Origin of the sequence: Caballeronia arationis (genome assembly GCF_001544975.2) — a bacterium.
Classification (GTDB): Bacteria; Pseudomonadota; Gammaproteobacteria; order Burkholderiales; family Burkholderiaceae; genus Caballeronia; species Caballeronia arationis.
This window is the reverse complement of the sequence record NZ_FCOG02000035.1, coordinates 42890-61102: the sequence shown is the minus strand read 5'-3', so window position 1 is coordinate 61102 and position 18213 is coordinate 42890. Positions and strand designations below refer to the sequence as shown.

At 60.9% G+C, this 18213-nt stretch carries 16 protein-coding genes; 8 read left to right on the top strand and 8 right to left on the bottom strand.

Annotated elements, in window-relative coordinates; all coding sequences use genetic code 11:
- The first annotated feature begins 16 nt into the window (after window positions 1–16).
- From AWB81_RS21400 to AWB81_RS21390, 3 genes are read left to right on the top strand one after another with little or no spacing between them, the layout of a single operon-like run.
- The gene (locus tag AWB81_RS21400; RefSeq protein WP_062638556.1) at window positions 17–1375 is read left to right on the top strand and encodes an MFS transporter; all 1359 of its coding nucleotides are present in this window, start codon (window positions 17–19) and stop codon (window positions 1373–1375) included.
- Window positions 1376–1432: 57 nt separating this feature from the next.
- Entirely contained in the window at window positions 1433–2359 is a 927-nt protein-coding gene (locus AWB81_RS21395) for a beta-keto acid cleavage family enzyme (RefSeq protein WP_062638555.1), read from the top strand.
- Window positions 2356–3297 carry a 3-hydroxyacyl-CoA dehydrogenase NAD-binding domain-containing protein gene (locus tag AWB81_RS21390; protein WP_062638554.1) on the top strand — a complete coding sequence of 314 codons (942 nt, stop codon included), beginning with the start codon at window positions 2356–2358 and terminating at the stop codon, window positions 3295–3297. The genes AWB81_RS21395 and AWB81_RS21390 overlap by 4 nt, the downstream gene beginning before the upstream one ends.
- A 4-nt stretch (window positions 3298–3301) precedes the next feature.
- On the opposite strand, the gene AWB81_RS21385 is transcribed toward AWB81_RS21390, so the two are convergent.
- The gene (locus AWB81_RS21385) at window positions 3302–3823 is read right to left on the bottom strand and encodes a hypothetical protein (protein ID WP_374730502.1); all 522 of its coding nucleotides are present in this window, start codon (window positions 3821–3823) and stop codon (window positions 3302–3304) included.
- A gap of 152 nt (window positions 3824–3975) precedes the next feature.
- Between AWB81_RS21385 and AWB81_RS21380 the strand changes: the two genes are divergently transcribed.
- Window positions 3976–4632, top strand: a complete 657-nt coding sequence (locus tag AWB81_RS21380) for a YceI family protein (RefSeq protein WP_062638553.1) — start codon at window positions 3976–3978, stop codon at window positions 4630–4632.
- Between the two features lie 28 nt (window positions 4633–4660).
- Here AWB81_RS21380 and tdh read toward each other — a convergent pair whose 3' ends face one another.
- Window positions 4661–5692, bottom strand: coding sequence for an L-threonine 3-dehydrogenase (gene tdh / locus AWB81_RS21375; RefSeq protein WP_062638552.1), 1032 nt, complete (start codon window positions 5690–5692; stop codon window positions 4661–4663).
- A gap of 138 nt (window positions 5693–5830) precedes the next feature.
- Window positions 5831–7030 (bottom strand): glycine C-acetyltransferase, encoded by a 1200-nt coding sequence (locus AWB81_RS21370; protein WP_062638551.1) that lies wholly within the window; start codon window positions 7028–7030, stop codon window positions 5831–5833.
- Between the two features lie 140 nt (window positions 7031–7170).
- Here AWB81_RS21370 and AWB81_RS21365 point away from each other — a divergent pair, with 140 nt between their 5' ends.
- Window positions 7171–7788 (top strand): helix-turn-helix domain-containing protein, encoded by a 618-nt coding sequence (locus tag AWB81_RS21365; RefSeq protein ID WP_374730504.1) that lies wholly within the window; start codon window positions 7171–7173, stop codon window positions 7786–7788.
- 165 nt (window positions 7789–7953) lie between these two features.
- On the opposite strand, the gene AWB81_RS21360 is transcribed toward AWB81_RS21365, so the two are convergent.
- Window positions 7954–8142: a CsbD family protein gene (locus tag AWB81_RS21360; RefSeq protein ID WP_062638549.1), complete on the bottom strand. Its 189-nt coding sequence runs from the start codon at window positions 8140–8142 to the stop codon at window positions 7954–7956.
- A gap of 268 nt (window positions 8143–8410) precedes the next feature.
- Between AWB81_RS21360 and AWB81_RS21355 the strand changes: the two genes are divergently transcribed.
- Window positions 8411–8770, top strand: coding sequence for a DUF2471 family protein (locus tag AWB81_RS21355; protein WP_062638548.1), 360 nt, complete (start codon window positions 8411–8413; stop codon window positions 8768–8770).
- A gap of 35 nt (window positions 8771–8805) precedes the next feature.
- Here the strand turns inward: AWB81_RS21355 and AWB81_RS21350 are convergent, their stop codons facing one another.
- A complete protein-coding gene (locus AWB81_RS21350) occupies window positions 8806–10236 on the bottom strand; it encodes a DUF2252 domain-containing protein (RefSeq protein WP_062638547.1) in 1431 nt (476 codons plus the stop codon).
- A gap of 183 nt (window positions 10237–10419) precedes the next feature.
- On the opposite strand from AWB81_RS21350, the gene AWB81_RS21345 reads away from it, so the two are divergent.
- Window positions 10420–11430: a tyrosine-type recombinase/integrase gene (locus AWB81_RS21345; protein ID WP_235025853.1), complete on the top strand. Its 1011-nt coding sequence runs from the start codon at window positions 10420–10422 to the stop codon at window positions 11428–11430.
- A 68-nt stretch (window positions 11431–11498) separates the two neighbouring features.
- On the opposite strand, the gene AWB81_RS21340 is transcribed toward AWB81_RS21345, so the two are convergent.
- Window positions 11499–12698, bottom strand: coding sequence for a DNA-binding protein (locus tag AWB81_RS21340; RefSeq protein WP_062638546.1), 1200 nt, complete (start codon window positions 12696–12698; stop codon window positions 11499–11501).
- A gap of 1757 nt (window positions 12699–14455) precedes the next feature.
- Here AWB81_RS21340 and AWB81_RS21335 point away from each other — a divergent pair.
- Window positions 14456–15808 carry a replication initiation protein gene (locus AWB81_RS21335; protein ID WP_062638545.1) on the top strand — a complete coding sequence of 451 codons (1353 nt, stop codon included), beginning with the start codon at window positions 14456–14458 and terminating at the stop codon, window positions 15806–15808.
- Window positions 15809–15841: 33 nt separating this feature from the next.
- Here AWB81_RS21335 and AWB81_RS21330 read toward each other — a convergent pair whose 3' ends face one another.
- Together AWB81_RS21330 and parA are read right to left on the bottom strand one after the other, a co-directional pair.
- Entirely contained in the window at window positions 15842–16906 is a 1065-nt protein-coding gene (locus tag AWB81_RS21330; protein WP_062638544.1) for a ParB/RepB/Spo0J family partition protein, read from the bottom strand.
- 24 nt (window positions 16907–16930) lie between these two features.
- Complete coding sequence (gene parA / locus AWB81_RS21325; protein WP_062638543.1) at window positions 16931–17593, bottom strand: ParA family partition ATPase; 663 nt, start codon at window positions 17591–17593, stop codon at window positions 16931–16933.
- Window positions 17594–18213 lie beyond the last annotated feature (620 nt).

Below are 18213 nucleotides of genomic sequence, written 5' to 3'. Positions count from 1 at the left end.
CACAGGGAGACACGCAATGACCCACGCTCGTTCGCTTCCGGCGGCGAACCCGGACGACAGCCGGACTTCGGCTCGATCGGCGGAAGACATCGTCTACCGCAAGATCAGTTGGCGGGTGATGCCGATCGTGCTCATCGCCTACGTCTTCGCATTCCTCGACCGCATCAACATCGGTTACGCGCAGCTTCAGATGAAGCACGATCTCGCCTTCTCCGATGCCGTCTACGGGCTTGGCGCCGGTGTCTTCTTCGTCACCTATCTGCTGTTCGAGGTGCCGAGCAACCTGCTGCTCGAAAAAATCGGCGCGCGACTTTCCTTCCTGCGCATCATGGTGCTGTGGGGTCTCACCTCCGCGGCGACCGCGTTCGTCACGGAACCCTGGCAGTTCTACGGCATACGGCTGCTGCTCGGCATCTTCGAGGCGGGCTTCTTCCCCGGCATCATCCTGTATCTCACGTACTGGTATCCGAGCCTGCGCCGCGGCCGCGTGACGGGACTGTTCCTGTTCGGCATCCCGATCACAGGAGTCATCGGCGGGCCGCTGTCGGGAATGATCATGAGCGGCATGGAAGGTATCGGCGGCATGCATGGCTGGCAGTGGCTATTCGTCGTCGAGGGCCTGCCGACCGTTCTGATGGGCTTCCTGCTGTACCGCATGCTGCCGGACAAGCCGAGTCGCGCGCCGTGGCTGAACGACGTCGAGAAGGCGCTGGTGCAGTCGCTTCTGGATGCCGACCATCAGGGCGACTCAAAAGCCGGACATCATCGCGGCAAGCTCGCCGCGGCACTGACCGACCCGAAGACCTACGTGCTCGCGTTCGTCTATTTCTGCTGCGCTTGCGCCGTCTACACCGTGACGTTCTGGCTGCCCACCATGATCAAAGGCCTCGGCATCGCCCAGATCGGCACGATTGGCTGGTACACGGCAGTGCCCTATGTCTTCGGTGCGCTTGGCGTCCTCGTCATCAGCCGCAGTTCGGACCGTTTCAAGGAGCGTCGCTGGCATGTCGGGGGAGCCTTGGTCCTCGGCGCCATCGCCCTCGCCTCGACCTCCTTTCTCGGTTCCGACGTCGTTCCGGTGATGGCCCTGCTTTGCGTCGCCTCGTTCTTCATCTTTGGCGGCGGCTCGCTGTTCTGGTCGATCCCCCCGACCTACCTCGGCCGGGACGCAGCCGCGGCCGGCATCGCGGTGATCAGCTCACTCGGCATCCTCGGCGGCTTTGCCAGCCCGACGTTGATCGGCTGGATCAAGGGCGCGACCGGCAGCATCCAGATGGGTCTGCTGGCCCTGACGGCACTCGTCATCGTCGGCGGACTGACGATCCTGCTCGGCCTGCCGAAAAGCGCGGTCCGCGTGGGCCCGGGCATGCAGTAACCGGGCCATCCATCGTCTACCCATCCCAGATCCAATTCTTCTGTGGAGAAGACCAGCATGAGCAAGCCCAAAGTCATCGTGACCGTCGCCCCGACTGGCGGCATGGCCAACAAGAAAATGAACCCGAACCTGCCGACACAGCCGCAGGAGATTGCCGACGACACCTATCGCTGCTACAACGCCGGTGCGAGCGTGGTTGCAGTGCATGCACGGCGCCCCGACGGTCAGGCCACGTGCGACCCCGCCATCTACAGTCGCATCAACCGGCTGATTCGCAACAAATGCGACATCATCCTCAACAACTCCACGGGTGGCGGCATCAATGGCGACATGGTTCGCGAACTCGACAACGGCCTGTGGGAGATCCAGTGGGAAGAACGTTTGAAGGGCCTGGAGGGTGACGGCGTCGAGATGTGCACGCTCGATGCGCAGACGGTGGTCGCGAGCTTCGGCGGCAAGGAAATTCTGGTGGCCACTCCGCCTTCACGCATCCGGCAGATTGCCGAGATGATGAAGGCGCGCGGCATCAAGCCGGAATGGGAGGTGTTCGGCCTCGCCGACATCGTTCAGGATGTTCAGCGCGCCATCAACGAGGGACTCGACGACGCCCCGCACTTCATCAATATCGTCATTGGCGCCAATGCCTTCCAGGGCGCATTGCCCTACACGCCACGGTTGTTGCAGACCATGGTCGACCACCTGCCCCGCAACACTGTGTTCAACGTCAGCGCGATCGGCGCGGCGCAGTTGCCCGCCGCGATGAATTCGCTCTTGCTGGGCGGGCACGTGCGCGTCGGACTCGAAGACAATCTGTACTACAGCCACGGTGAGCTGGCGACCAACGTGCAGCTCGTCGAGCGACTCGTTCGCCTCGTCCGCGAAATGGGCTATGAGCCCGCAACCCCGGCCGAGGCGCGCGAGATCATCGGGCTGCGGCCCTTGCGCGAAACGTCCCGCGCGGCCTGCCTGGAAGCGCAGCCATGAGCGCGCCGACCGTCAATGTAGCGATCGTCGGCACCGGAGTGATCGGCGCGGGCTGGGCGACACATTTCCTCGCGCAGGGTTTCGCCGTCACGGCGACGGATCCCGGCGAGGGAGCCGAGTCGCGGCTGCGCGACTGGATCGACAATAGCTGGGCTGCGGTCGAAAGACTCGGTCTGGCACATGGCGCTTCGCGGCAAAACCTGACGTTCACGACCGACCTCGGCGCGGCGGTGCGCGATGCCGACTTCATTCAGGAAAGCGGACCGGAGCGTCTGGATGTCAAACACGCGTTGATTGCGAACATCGAATCGGCTGCGCGGGCGGACGCGATCATCGCGTCGTCGTCGTCGGGGCTCTCGGTCAGCGAGATTCAAGCGGGCGCCAAACACCCGGAACGAATCGTCCTCGGACATCCGTTCAATCCGTCGCACATCATTCCGCTGGTGGAGGTCGGCGGCGGCCGCCTGACATCGCCCGAGAACGTCGTGAAGGCCATGGCGTTCTACGCCGGGACGGGCAAGAAGCCCATCCGGATCGACAAGGAAGTCAAGGGCCATATTGCCAACCGCCTGCAGGTGGCGCTCTGGCAGGAAGCCATTAGTCTGGTACAGCGCGGGGTCGCGTTGGTGGAGGCCATCGACGACGCGATCGCTTACGGCCCCGGCCTGCGCTGGGCGCTGCTCGGGCCGTTCCTCAACCTTCACGCTTCCGGGGGTCCCGGCGGCGTCACTCATGTGCTGCAGCATCTGGGCCCGGCCCAGCGCGAGTGGGCGAGAGACCTGGGCACCTATCCCGAGACCGACGAATATATCGAGTCGATTGCGAGAGGTGTCGACGCAGAACTGAGGCCTTATGATTTCCCGGAAATGCTTCGGCAGCGCGATGAATTGCTGATTCAGTTGCTGGAGGCAAAGCGAAAGCTTTCTCAGATTCCGTAGCGCCTCAAAACTTCACCTTCACCTGAAACCCGATCGTGAATGGCAGATCGCTCGATGGGATCGGCGGAATCAGAATGATGTTCACCCCGACCCGCCGGTACTCGGCCATGATCAGTGGCGCGATGACCGGCCCGATCGTGTGATCGTGCCCGAAGCCCCAGTTGCCGAACGGATAACCGGAGATCAGGCCGCCTATCGCGGCCAGCCGGATAAAGCCCCAGTGCGCGAATTCCGGCGCCCATACGCCGCCGCCATACAGCGACGGCTTCGACAGCGAATTGCGAAAGTACCCTGCCGTCAGCGCCCATTCCGGCGCAATCCAGCACTCAACGCCGATGCCCGGATTGAATTCCTCGAAATCCTTGTCGGGATGAATGTGATGCGAGCCGATCATCGCGTCGATCCATAGGCCGTTGCCGCACCAGTCACCGGCGCGGGCATCGGGCACCGCCGCAAGCATTGTGCAAGCCGCAAGCACGAGCCATGTCGCGCGTAACGCGCTGAGTCGGACCAACCATGAACGCATGTACTTTCCGCCATCGCATTTCGCGACGACGCCTTTTTCGAGACAGGTTTTTCGACCGGAACTCTACCTGAAGGCGCGTGTATCGTGTGGGACGTGATCCCGGCGCAACGCGCGTTGCGTCGCTTGGGCAACCGTCATTCGAGTGAAACACGATGAACAACCGACATGCATTGCACCGCGCGCGCGTCTGGGCAGCCTGCGGCGCCCTTCTCGCCTTGATGGCTTGCACACCATTGCAGGTCGTGACGCACCGGGTATCGCCGAGCGAGGCCAGCGTGCCGGCCGGGCGCTACGTGCTCGATCCGCATCACTGGAACGTGAGTTTCGATGTCGATCACTTCCACTATTCGCGCTTTGTCATCCGCTTCGACAAGGTCGCGGCCGAGCTGGACTGGAAAAGCGGCGGTATCGAGCAAAGCACAGTGTCCGCGACGATCGACGCCGCGAGCGTGAATACGAACGTCGCGCTGCTCGACCGGCTGGTGAAAGGCCCCGACATGTTCGACGCCGCGCGCTACCCGGAGATTCGCTTCGTGAGCACGCATTTCGTGCGCACCGGCGACGACAAGGGCACGCTGACCGGCGACCTGACCGTGCACGGCACGACCCGTCCGGTCACGCTGAACGTGACGTTCAACGGACACGCGCCCAACCCGCTGACGAAACAGGAAACGCTCGGTTTTTCCGCCGACGGGCATTTCAGCCGCGCGCAGTTCGGCCTGTCGAAGTGGTATCCGGCCGTCGGCGACGATGTGCACGTCGCCATTCAGGCCGAGTTCGTGAAAGCGCCTGCAGACGCGGCGCCCTGAGCGGAATCGATCGCGCGCGCGAAATCGCTCAGGCTGCGGTCCAGTCGAGCACGACCTTGCCGCTGTTGCCCGAGAGCATCGTGGCGAACGCGCGCTCGAAGTCGTCGACGGGATAGGTGTGCGTGAGAATCGGCGAGAGGTCGAGCCCGCTCTGCAACATCGCGACCATCTTGTACCAGGTCTCGAACATCTCACGTCCGTAGATGCCCTTGATTTCCAGTCCCTTGAAAATCACCTGGTTCCAGTCGATGGCGGTTTGCGCTGGCGGAATGCCGAGCAGCGCGACCTTGCCGCCGTGGTTCATCGCTTCGAGCAGCCCCGTGAACGCACTCGGCACGCCGGACATTTCCGTCCCGACGTCGAAGCCCTCGGTCATGCCGAGTTCGTTCATCACGTCGCGCAAATTTTCGTTCGCGACGTTCACGGCGCGCGTCGCACCCATCTTGCGCGCGAGTTCGAGCCGGTATTCGTTGACGTCTGTCACGACGACATTGCGCGCGCCAACGTGCCGGGCAATCGCGACGGCCATCACGCCGATCGGTCCGGCGCCGGTGATCAGCACGTCCTCGCCGACGAGATTGAACGACAGCGCCGTGTGTGTCGCGTTACCGAACGGATCGAAGATAGCGGCGAGGTCGTCGGAGATGTCGGCGGGAATCTTGAATGCGTTGAACGCGGGAATCACGAGATATTCCGCGAACGCGCCCTCCCGATTCACGCCCACACCGACCGTATTGCGGCACAGATGGCGGCGCCCTGCCCGGCAGTTGCGGCAAAATCCGCAGGTGATGTGCCCTTCGCCCGACACGCGGTCGCCTATTGAAAACCCACGCACCTCCTGCCCCATCTCGACGATTTCGCCGACGTACTCGTGCCCGACGTGCATCGGCACGGGAATCGTCTTTTGCGCCCACTCGTCCCACTTCCAGATATGGATGTCGGTGCCGCAAATGGCTGTCTTCCTGATGCGGATCAGGACGTCGTTATGGCCGACTTCCGGACGCTTCACGCGCGTCATCGTCAGGCCCGGCGCACGTTCGAGTTTGGCTAAAGCTTTCATGGGTGGCGATCCTCAGACGCGGTCGTTGCGCGGCTCGGTGATATGTCGTCGATGGTGAGGGTCGATGCGCGTTCATACGAGGCGAGTCGAGGCGAACTTTATGCGCATCAAGTTTTTGGGTGCTCGTCCGGAAGCCGCTCAGATCACACCGAGCGATCGTCCGACGCGCGCGAACGCGTCGATCGCGCGGTCGATCTGTTCGGGCGTGTGCGCGGCGCTCATCTGCGTGCGAATGCGCGCGCGCCCTTTCGGCACGACCGGATACGAAAAGCCGATCACGTAGACGCCTTCTTCGAGCAACGCGTCGGCCATCTTCGATGCAAGCTGCGCGTCGCCGAGCATGACGGGGATAATCGGATGGTCGCCGGGAACGAGCGTAAAGCCGAGCGCGCTCATCGCCGAACGAAACCGCGCGCCGTTCTCGCGGACACGCCGTCTGAGCGTATCGCCTTCCGCGCTCACGAGCAGTTCCAGCACTTTCAGCGATGCCGACGCGATGCTCGGCGCGAGCGTGTTAGAAAACAGATACGGCCGGCTGCGCTGGCGCAGCAATTCGATGATTTCCTTGTGCGCGGCCACGTATCCGCCCGACGCCCCGCCGAGCGCCTTGCCAAACGTGCCCGTGATGATGTCGACGCGATCGAGCACGCCGCAGTGTTCTGGCGTGCCGCGCCCGTTCGGGCCGATGAAGCCGACCGCGTGCGAATCGTCGACCATCACTAGCGCGCCGTAGCGGTCCGCGAGATCGCAGATGCCGGCAAGGTCCGCGATGATGCCGTCCATCGAGAAGACGCCGTCGGTCGCAATCAGCTTGAAGCGCGCGCCGGCCTGGTCGGCTTCCTGCAATTTCGCTTCGAGATCGGCCAGATCGTTGTTCCGGTAGCGCAGGCGCTTCGCCTTCGAAAGCCGCACGCCGTCGATGATGCTCGCGTGGTTCAGCTCGTCGCTGATGATTGCGTCCTCTTCGCCCAGCAGCGTCTCGAAAAGACCGCCGTTCGCATCGAAGCAGCTCGAATAGAGGATCGAGTCGTCGGTTAGCAGGAAATCGGCGAGCGCCTTTTCGAGCGTCTTGTGCACGCTTTGCGTTCCGCAAATGAAGCGCACCGACGCCATGCCAAAGCCGTCTGCATCGAGGCCCGCCTTGGCCGCGTCGATCAGACGCCGGTCGTCGGCGAGGCCGAGATAATTGTTCGCACAGAAGTTCAGCACTTCGTCGCCGTCGGCGAGCCGAATATCTGACGATTGCGGACTCGCGATCACCCGCTCGGTCTTGTAGAAACCCGCCGCGCGGATTTCATCGATCGTGTGCTGCACGTGAGACAGATAGCGCTCTTTCATCGTGGACTCGTGTGTGGTCGGTGGCTGGGCGGTTCGCCGCGTCGATAAACGCAGGGCCTCAAGCCTGTTATAGTCGATCCGTCCGACTGGACATATTCGATATTTCGAATAATTTTCCAATATACCGAACACTCTAAGGGATAGACGCTTCGATGGCAAGCTCGGGCACGAGGGAGAAAGCGGGCGCGCTGACGCCGCCAGCAGTGGCAGCGCCACCGCGCGTCGGCGAACAGATACAGCGGCTGCGCAACGAACGAAAATTGACGCTCGACGATTTGTCGCGCGCGGCGGGCGTATCCAAATCGATGTTGTCGGAAATCGAACGCGACAAGGCGAATCCCACCATCGCGGTGGCGTGGCGTCTGACGAACGCGCTTGGCATCAGTCTCGATCAGTTGTTCGCGCAACAGAAGCAGACGGAAGCGATTCGCGTCGCGGGTCCGCACGAGATTCCAACGTTGAGCGGCGACGAGGGCGCATACCAGTTGCGCGTGTGGGGGCCGATCGAGCTGGCCGGCAAATTCGAATGGTACGAACTGACGCTGCAGCCGGGCGGGGCGCTCGTCTCCAACGCGCACGAACCTGGCACGCGCGAACATCTCACGGTGCTCAACGGAACGGTCGAGGTGGACGCGTCGGGGGCGACGCGACGCGTGAAAGCAGCCGAGACCGCGCGCTATGCCGCCGACGAACCGCACGCGATCCGTAACGTCGGGCGGGCGGAGGCGAAAGCGCTTTTGGTCGTGATCCACGGTTAAGCGTCACGAATAGGGGCCTCGGGCGGGAGCGGCGAAAACTTGATGCGCATAAAGTTTTCGGGTCCATCGGCCCGCACGCGGCACGGCGCAAAAAAACGGGACACGCATTTAACGTGTCCCGCCTCTCAGGCCAAAGCTACGCGGCCAGACAACCCGTTACGAACCTTACGGGTTCTTCTTTACACTGTCCTTCAGGTCTTCGCGAGCATCGCCGACGCCTTTCTGCACCTTGCCGGCCGCTTGCTGCAAGTCGCCCTTGGCTTCCTGCGCCGGGTCATTGGTCACCTTGCCGACGACTTCGTTGACCTTGCCCTTCGCCTGCTTCAACACGCCATCCGTCTGATCCTTGTTCATCGTCGATCTCCTTGAAATGCATCGGGTTTTTGGCGCTTGGCGCAGTGCGCCCCGAAAGTCTCGCGCCTCGCCGGGAGCCGTCCCTGAGGACGTCGCCGAGCATGACTCTACGATGCGCTCCGTGGCCCGGCGCGCATAGCCGCGCATGTCTGATAAGCGCGTAGGCGGAATCGCACATACAGCCGGGGCGAGTAGAGCGACGCTAATCTCGTTGCTACAAATACTGTATGTATGTACAGTACACAAAGACGTGTAGAAGGGGAAGAAGATGGACTCGAACGGCGAAAATCTGAACAAAAAACAGTTTGCCCGGGCGGTGCGCGATCTTGAACGCATTACCCGCCAGATCGCGGCGCGCTACATCGAGCAGGGAGTGCCGCTCACGTGGCGACTGCTGCACGCGATCGAAGGGGAAGCGGTGGCGGACCTCGGATTCGCCGGCCGGCACGAAGCCGCCTTGCGCGAACTTTTCACGCGGCCGGACGAGTTCAAGTATCCGGAGACCGACGATGTCGTCGATTTCAGTTCATCGGATGCGTTGCCGGCGGTATTCGCGTTCGCCGTCGATGCCTACGAGCGCGCCGCGCAACACGGGAAGCCGAAGCTGGCACTGGCGGTGGGGCACTGAGACGAAGCGAACACGCGGCAACGCGTGTTCGGCGTTCAGGGCGCGAAGTCCGCGGCCATGTCGGCATCCGAGCGCGCCTCGAGCCGTCCGTCGCGACACGCCGCGCGAAACGCGTCGTAGTCTTTTTCGACCTGGTCCGCATACGCGCGGCCGTAGCGTACGAGCGCGTCCGCCATGCGCTGGCCGGAGCCGAGATACCCGGCGATTTCGAGCGCTCGCCCGCTCGCCTTCGCGTGCGCGCGGGCGAGCACCCATCCGCACAGTGCAGCGTAATCGCGAAACGCGTCCACGCCGAACGTCTCCAGTTCCGCCGAGATCTTCATGTCGCGCAACTGGCGCACATAGAGCGCGCGGCCAAGCGGCCCCGTCGACCAGCCGAGGAAAAGATCGGTTGCCGCCTGCATCAGCCGCTGGCCGTGAACGACGCGCCGGCCAGCATGGGACGGATCCGCAGGATCGTCCGGGGCACCTTTGAAAAACATCGATACGACCGACTTCGACGCTTCCTTCAACTGCAGGAAAAGCGGCTTTCCGTGCGGCTCGATGAGCAGGAGCACCATGCAACGCGTGCCGACACTGCCCACGCCGACCACCTTGAAAACCAGATCCTGAATCGTGAATTGCTTGAGCAGCGCCGCGCGTTCGACGGTCAACGACGAGAAGTATTCGCTCAGCACGGGCGCCAGAATGTCGTCGCGATGAGCGGTGAGGGACATCACGTCGTCGTCCGGATCGAACAGAGTGTTTTTTCCGCGGATATGGAAAATCGCCGGCGGGGCATCGCGGATCTGCCATTCGTTCTCCGTGCGGTCCGCGAGCTTTGGCAGCATCGTTTCGTGCGTGCGCCGCGTCGCGCGCTCGACGCCTCGCTTGATGCGACGGCGGGCATCGTCGGTCTGCACGGCGTCGTACATCCGGTCGAACGTGATGCGCTCGTACCAGAGATCGAGCACGCCCATGTCGGCGTACTCGCCCATGCGCGTGCGATAGCTTTCGGCCGCGCAAAATGCGAATTCGTCCGCGGCCGCGTCGCCGTGGCCGAGGTGCCGCCCCGCGATCGTGAAGCTCGCGACCAGCCGCTTCACGTCCCATTCCCACGGGCCGACCGCGGTTTCGTCGAAATCGTTCAGATCGAAGATCAGCGAGCGCTCGGGCGTCGCGAATCCACCGAAATTCGAAAGATGGCAATCGCCGCAGATTTGCATATGGATGCCGCTGTCGGGCGTGCCCGCCAGATCGTGCGCCTGGAGGATCGCGCTGCCGCGATAGAACGTGAATGGCGACACGAGCATACGGCCGTAACGCAGCGGCACGAGCGCCTCGACGCGCCCGGCGCTGCTTTGCTTCAACAGCTCGACGGGATCCCGATCGACATTGCCAATCGCATCGTGTGTGCTGCGTGGCGCCTGCTGACGTGCGGCCCGCCCGCGCGCCCTGCGTTCTTCACCCATCGGCAAATCGGACATGGCTCGCTCCTTTGTTTTGCTTATGTATTGGAAGGCAACCGTCGAATGGACAGTATCCGATTGGGTGCGGCGCACAAGGAAGAAATATCGTGCGCCATCTGGCACGCTTGACGAATAGAGACGGAACGCTGAAGCTTGGCGGAGCAACTAACGGTAATTCAATCGACCCCGGAAACGCATCCCGTGCCGAACAATCCGAACCCGACCGATTTCTTCGATCAGCAGCGCGACGACTGGCATACCGACCCGCAAATCGCCTTCGACGCATGGCTCGCGAAACAGGACTTCCGCGCATCGTCGGCGGATGTGTATCGCGCGCAATGGGGACTTTTTCTCGAATGGCTGAAGCTCAGGCGGACCACGTTGCGGACGGTGGAACGGCAGGTCATCGAGGAATTCGTCACGCAACTCGAGATCCGGCGGCCCCAGCGCGTGCGCTATTTGCGACTGATCGAACGCGTGCTCGACCACGTTCGCGAGATCGAGATGGCGTCGACGAACCCGGCGCGTTTCATCGCTCAGGATGGCGACGCACCGTGGCGCGACGCCCGCGAAAACGAGCCGACCGGCTTTCTCGCTCATGGCGAACGGGCGCGGCTGATCGCGCATCTTTTTGCGCCGCTCGGTGACTTGTCGAAGGGGCAGCGCTGGCGGGAGCGGCGGGATCGCGCGCTGGTCGCCGCATTTCTCGGCGGTGGCGTGAAGACCGGGGAAGCCGCTGCGTTGACGGTTAGTTGCTATGCATGGGGCCAGCCGTGGCTCACGATCGATGCCGAAAACCCCGCCTTCGTTCGTCAAACGCGTTTGGCGCCATTCGCCATCGCGCTATTTGACAACTGGATCAGCGAGCGCAAGACGGTGGGCATCGCGGGCAACCTCTTGTTCCCCGCCGCGCCCTCCGGCCGGCCGATGCACAAGGCGACGATGCTCCGCGCGATCGACGCGGTCATCGACGCGTCGGGGATCGCCGCGTCACGGACGGCGCGGGCCAGTCCACAGACGTTGCGCAATACGTTCGCGGCGGAATTGTTCGAGGGCGGCACGGACCCAGAACGCGTCGGTCAATGGCTCGGATTTCAGCAGCCGATCTCCTCGCATCGGCTGCACAGGGCCTGGCAAAACTGGATAGGTGAGGAAATACGGGAGCGTGATATCGCTCGTGCGCGGGAGCGCGGCGACGGGAAAAAGGCGTAGAGCCGCGCGCCATCGCGTTTGCGCGGCCGCTCCCGAAAACCCTCACCTTTCGCGTTTTGCCCGGTCGGTCAGGACGCTTCGGCACGCGCTGGCGCGCCGAAACCGGCCAACGCGGACAGTTTCGAGGACGACGCGCCGGACGTGTGCTCGCACTCCGGACAAGACAGTTCGAATTCGTCTTCGTGGCGCGCAAGCTCCGGCTCGCCGACCTCGCAAACCGGACAGCGAGCGGGAAGCTCGACGTGAGCGTCGGCGAGCGTACCGAGCGTCGCCAGTTCATCCATCGACAAGCGGCCCTGAGCGGCGAGCGCGCAAAGCGTGCCGCCGACTTCATCGGTCATGGCTTCCCGCGATTGCAAGACGTCACGCTCGCGGGCGAGCGCGTCGATTTCATCCGATTGCTTGCGCACCTGGATTTCCAGTCGGTCGGCACGACCTTTTGACGCGCTAAGTTGTTGAATGAACTCGAATTCTTTCTGGCTCGCGTCGCGCACTCCCGCTTGATAGGTCGCCGACATCGTGCGCAGCGAATCCAGTTCGACCAGCATCGGTTTGACGCGGCGTTCGGCCTCGCTGACCGCGTCCTTGATCTGTCGGGCGTAGTGTTCCGTGTTTTCGCGCAATTCGGTCTGCAATGCGTCGAGCCGGTCGCGCAACGCAGCGCTCGCCATCTGCTCCTGTTCGACGCGCTTCGAGAGCGACTCATTTTCGCGCTCAAGCCGCGCTATCAGCGTGTGCAGGCCGTCGTGCGCGTGCGTTTCCTGCCCGCGCAAGGTGCTCAGTTCGGCCTCGAGCGCGGCGATGCGGGAAGCTGCGGCTTCAGCTTTCGATTCGCTGCGCTGATAAGCCTCTTCGATCGCTGCGTGGCGCACGTCCGCATCGTGCAGACGGCTTTCGGTTGCTTCGACCATCGCCTCAATTTGCTGCTTCTCGACGGCGAGCGCAGCCCGCGCACAGTCCTGGGCTTCCGAGTAGAGCTGTCCGAGCAGTTCTCCGGCGCGTTCCTGTAGTGCTTCCGGGATCGCGCCGCTTTCGATGCGGACCCGCGACGCGGAACGGACCCTCGCCCAGAACGCTTCAATGTCCTTGGGGATATCGCTGGCGCTGCCGGTCTGCGTGAAGTCGCGGACTGAGGCAATGGACGGGCGGATTCCGAAGTCGAAGAACAGTCGCTCGCAGGTGTGAATAGAGAGTTCGCGCCGACGCGCACCATTTAGGCGCAAATCTTCGATTTCACGGCGTAATTTCTCGCGTTCTTCGATGTTCATCTGGATGCGTTCACGTTTCTGATGGAGCGATCCTAACGTTTTACGTAGTGTTCGTCACGGTTTCGGCTGCTGAAACGTTATACCCATCGGTGGTACAGCGCCGCCATACATTTTCCACGTTTTGCCATCGGGGAGAAGAGGCTTTCGTGAAACATAATCAAGTTTGGGTTCTAACCCCATGATTGTATGCGCAATTTCGTGATTTGCCAGCAACTTCTCCATGTTTCACGGATTTGCATCGTTTTTTCTGAGAAGCACAGCGCAGACTGCTTGAGAGTATTAGAAGTAAACACCCTTGAACCTTAGTTAAAACCGTTAACGCCAACGCAAACCCTTATGCGACAGGGCTTTGGGCGATGCAAGGTGAAGCTTTTCGGGACCCTCGGTGAGGATGTGCGGGACGCGCGGGTGAATGGGTTCAGGGATACATGTGAGGATATCCGGGACACATCGTGAGTGCGTTCGGGAGAGGCATTGAGCGCATCGGTGAGTTAGTACAGGAGCCGTCAGGGCGTTGGGCGCCGCCGCATAAGAGTCGACGCGGATCCCTTCGTTACCAAACGTGAGCTTCTTCGGGATGACCAAAGTTGGGTCCGGTCGGCTCTGTAATAGGACATTTTTACCGAAAGGTGAGACTTTACGGGCGGCCAGCGGCGGCCGTGGTGAGCTTAAACGGGACGCGACGGCCCTTTTCGGGCAGTTTCATGCCGGGTTCGCCGGTAAGGTGAGGAAATTCGGGAGCAGCACTGATACAAAGGTGCAGTCTAAAGTCGCCAAAACCAAAAAGCGGTCGTAAGAATCTATCAAACCGACCCACCCGGCGTCAAAGGTGAGCTTCTACGGGAGGGTTTGGCGCTTTCTTGCCCGTTCCTTTGCTTTCGAGCACGGATTCTCCCGGTGAGGATTTTCAGGAGACGCGCAGGGAGCGGTTTTTAATGCATTGCAAAACGTCTCTGAACGGAAACCCGGATATTTGAAAAAAAGACATATCAATCAATGCTCTACAGGCGAAAGCACGTGGGCTAATCTCGCAAAGGTGAGGCTTTTCGGGGAACACAACGGTGCATGAATACTCTCTACCTCCCGGGAGCCGAGGAATGAAGGTGAGGATCTACGGGAGCGCGTCGTGCGAGATTTCAAGACAGGTTTCGCGCATAAGCATCGGAAACATAGAGCTATTTTCGAACACTTGTCCGTGAGGTGAGCTTTTGCGGGAGTTCCCGTCGACAGCTTCCAGATCGCCCGAACCTACGTTCGTTAGCAAAGGTGAGGTTTTTCGGGATCCCATAAGCGCTCCGCGCCCACTAGCCCTATGCAGGAAGACGGCGCCGTTCGGCGTCTCGCTCAGGTAAAGGTGAGGGTTTGCGGGAGCCAAAAGCGCGACTGTCGTTCAGGTCGATGGGTGCTCTCCGTGGCTAAGACGAAATAATGGCGCGGATTCACTATGCGCGCCCCTGTTTGAGCCTGTGCGAGGGCCGCAACAGCAACACTGAGATCAAAAAAATTTTTCAGGTGAGGCTTTTCGGGAGAGGGATCGAGGGCGAGCTGAGAGGGTGAAATCGAGGGCAATCCGTTTACCCGCGTGGGCCTTGAGCATACGGGGAACGTGAGAATGGTGAGCGGTGAGCCTTTTCGGGAGCGCACCTCAGTGAGTCCACGCGGCAGGTGTCAGTTCACCGCAGGATGGTGAAAGCGCACCTCTAGACGGGCATCACCGCAATCAGTATCCTCATCGCAAAATCCATCTAGCCCGACGCATGGCAACCAAGCGCGCAAAGAAAACCGACGTAGTCAGCCCGAGTTCTGCGGAGTTGCGCAAGGCCGTCGAGGCAATCGCGATTCAACCGAAGAGCGGCAAAATTACGCTGCTCACGCGCAAGCTCTTCAACGTGCTTCTCGCGGTCGCGCAGCAGGCAGACGAATCGGGCGACACTTACCGCGCCTTATTGTCCGACATCGTCGCGAATTCCGCTTTCGATTCGAATGACACTGCGCTCGTGAAAGAGCATTTGCGGCGCATGGTGTCGGTTCAGGTCGAATGGAGTACCGGCACGTCGAGTCAAAAGCCCGGCCGCAAGTGGGGCATCTCCACGCTGATCGCCGATGCGGAAATTCTCGAAGATCCGGCGACGCGCCGCGTGTGGGTGGAGTTTTCGTTTGCGCCGAAAATCAAAAAGAAACTGCTGGATCCCGTTCAATATGCGCGCCTTAGCCTGCAGTTCCAGAGTCAATTGCGTAGCAGCGCCGGGTTGGCGTTGTACGAAATCTGCGTGCGCTATCTGACGAATCCAAGTCATCTTACGATGCGCGAGACGTGGGAATGGTGGCGGCCGATCCTGTCCGGTACGCCCGACACCGAAGCCGGAGACGAGGCGAAGCGTGAATACAAATACTTCAAGCGCGACTATCTGCGTCCCGCGATCGCCGAAGTGAACGCGGTCACGAATATCTTCGTCGAATTGATCGAACATCGCGAAGGGCGTCGGGTGGCCGAGATCCAGTTCCGTGTGACGGAGCGCAAGCAACCGATGCTCGCGCTCGACGAGCATCCGAACGTATTCGACAGCACGCTCGTCGATCGTATGGTCAAGATCGGCATCTCGCTGAAGGATGCGCAAACGCTCTACGCCGACAGCGAAGAAAATCGGATCCGTGCGGCGCTTCAGATGACCGAGCAGCGCATGCGGAGCACGTCGCTGCCACCGGTACGCAGTGCAGCTGCGCTCTTCAAGGATGCGTTGAAGAAGGGTTACGCGCCGCCGGTGGAGGCACTCCCGACCGCACCTGCCGCTGCCGCGCGTAACGGCGGTGCGCCTGCGGATGACCTGAAGGCTCGGCTGCTCAGTGAATATTCGGCCTATCGTCGCAAGGAGGCGCGCGCGCTCTACGACGAGCAAGGTGAGGAAGAACGGGAGCTCGCGCGTCGGACGTTCGAGGAAGATGTATTGCCCGAACTCGGGACCCATATGCGTGACGACTGGCGCAAGCGGGGCCTGGATTCGAAGCTGGTCGAAACGTCGTTCTTCGACTGGCTCGCGCGCAAGACGTGGGGAGAACCCACCGATGGAGATTTGCTGTCCTTCACGCTCAATCAGTCACGCGCCGCCTGACCGGCGGGCGTGATGTCTGAAATCTAAGTTTCTTTATTGCTTTGCTGCATCGGATTGCAGCATCCGCTCGATTTGCTCGAGCAGTTCATCGCGCTTTTGCTTCGACAAGCCGCGCAGCCGCAATTCGAGTCGGTCGTCCCCATAAGATTTCAGGTCTCCGACCGAGATGCCGTCGAGCTTGATCTCCAGTCGCTGCGCGTATCGCTGGCGTCCTGCCACTTTGGGCGCTTCCTGCGCCGTCGCACGTCCCTTCACGATGTCTGCGACCTGACGGGTGCTCAGATCGTCGGCGAGAATCTTGTTGATGAGCCGCAAGGTCGCGTCTGCGCCGCGCGCCGTGTGATACCGCGTCACCTGATACGCCATGTTCGAACCAAATCGGTCGGGTCTCGCGACCATTTCGTGCATCACGTTCTCAGGCAACTTCGCGATCGACAACGCAACCGCAATGGTGGATTCGTCGAGGCCGAGATGATCGGCGAGTTCGCGCTGACTCTGAAAATGCTGATCATCGAGAAACCGCTTCCAGACGATTGCGTTATCAAACACCGTCTGGGAATCCCGCTGCACATTCAGGTCGTAGCCGAGCTTGTAGCTCTCGATGCCAATTGGAAGGTCGACGACCACCGCCTTCACGGTTTCCCTATTCGCTTCTTTCAGCGCGCGGACACGTCGCCCGCCGTCGCTTACGAAGAACGTGCCAGGATTTTCATAATCAGGAATGACGTGAATGGCTTGCTGCTGGCCTTGCTTCGCAAGGTTCACGGCCAGTTCGGCGATCGATGCCTTCAGATAAAAATGACGCGGATTGAATGGACTTGGTTTGATCGCCTTTAAAGGCAGTTCAATGACTTGTCCTGCGGCATATCGGTTTGTGCGACGCCACGCCTTGAATTCGTCGGACTCTGGGGCCGCCGATGATTCTGTTTCCTGGTCTGGAGTGAACGCGCTCGAGCGACCGTTGGCGGCGGGCTGGTTCACGTGCTCGTTGCTCACGATGCCATCGATGGCATTCAGGCGGTCCAGAGCGGTTCTTTTTTCACTGCTCGTGGTGTCGGGTCTGGCTTTGAAGCCTTTGGCGAACTGGGACGGTTTCATTCAGGGACCTTTATGCGCATAAAGTCAGGGGAGCATCGCGAGAATTTCGTCAGCGCAGGCTCGAATTTCAGCGGCTGCAAGTCGCGAACCACGGTCAGTCATTTGAAGGACTGTTTGGCCAAGCGCCATAGCCTGCTTGTAGCACTCGCGCGTTGGAATCTGCGTTTTGAGGAGCGGGAAGCCGAGTTCCTCGAGTGCCACTTTGAGTTCCCGGGTCAACATTCGCTTCTCCTCCGTCTTGTTCAGCAGGAAGACCGCGCGCAAGTCCTCGTTCATCACTTGCGCCTGCTGAATAAGCTTGACCAAGCCGACGCTTGACCAATAGTCGGCGGGTGACGACGACGTGGGAATAACGGCAACAGTCGCGGCGAGAAGAACGACGCCCGAGACTTTTTCGGTGATCGACGGCGGGCAGTCGACCACGATGATGTCGTAGTCGCCTACGAATTTTTTGATCTCTCGATGGATCTGTCCGCCGGCTTCGGAAAGATTGACGACGGGGAACGGAATGCCGCCAGCGCCTTCGGACGAAGCGCTTGTCCAGTGGATCAAGGTATTTTGCCCGTCGGCATCCACCACCAGAACGCGCTTCTTCTTCTCATGAAAGGCCGCACCCAGGTGCATCGCTATCGTGCTCTTTCCGACCCCGCCCTTCTGTTGCGTGATCGCAATGATTTCCGCTGCCACGTCGTCCACTCCTGTTTTTTAAGGCAAGGGAATTTTACTTTGAATGTTTATAAATTTTAAGTAGAGAAATGATAAATCGGTGAGCATTGGCTATTCGGGAGAGTGCGCGAATGAGGATTGTTGTGAGACAGCGACAGATCCAGGTCGCACGCTGACCTGCGGAGAAATGGTGCGTTGGGAACGTTGAGTCCAGGATTCTGCGGCGCGTTAGGCAGAGAAACTTTATGCGCATAAAGTCGCGCCGTGCACGAGGTAAAGACGTATCCACCGCGCGGTCTCGGCACGAGGCGCAAACGAAGGACCGCATCGTCTTTAACCCAAAGTCGGCCGATAACCTCAATCGAAACACTCTGTTTGTGAAACGTCAGAGCACTTGGCCCTGCGCGACAGACATGAAGTGCTTCGCGCCTTGCGGGTCGGCCAAACAAAGCGCACTCGCACGACCCAGGTGCCACATCAGTCCCACAGCTGTTCATCCTTTTCCTAAGACAGTCTTGATCAATCTCAATTGGGATTTGTCTCAGGGTAATCCCGATCCTCTCTGCTTAAGATTCAGATCAACGCAGACAAACATCGACACTGCCTCCGAGCGGTAGAGCCGAAGACAAAAGGTGCGCGGC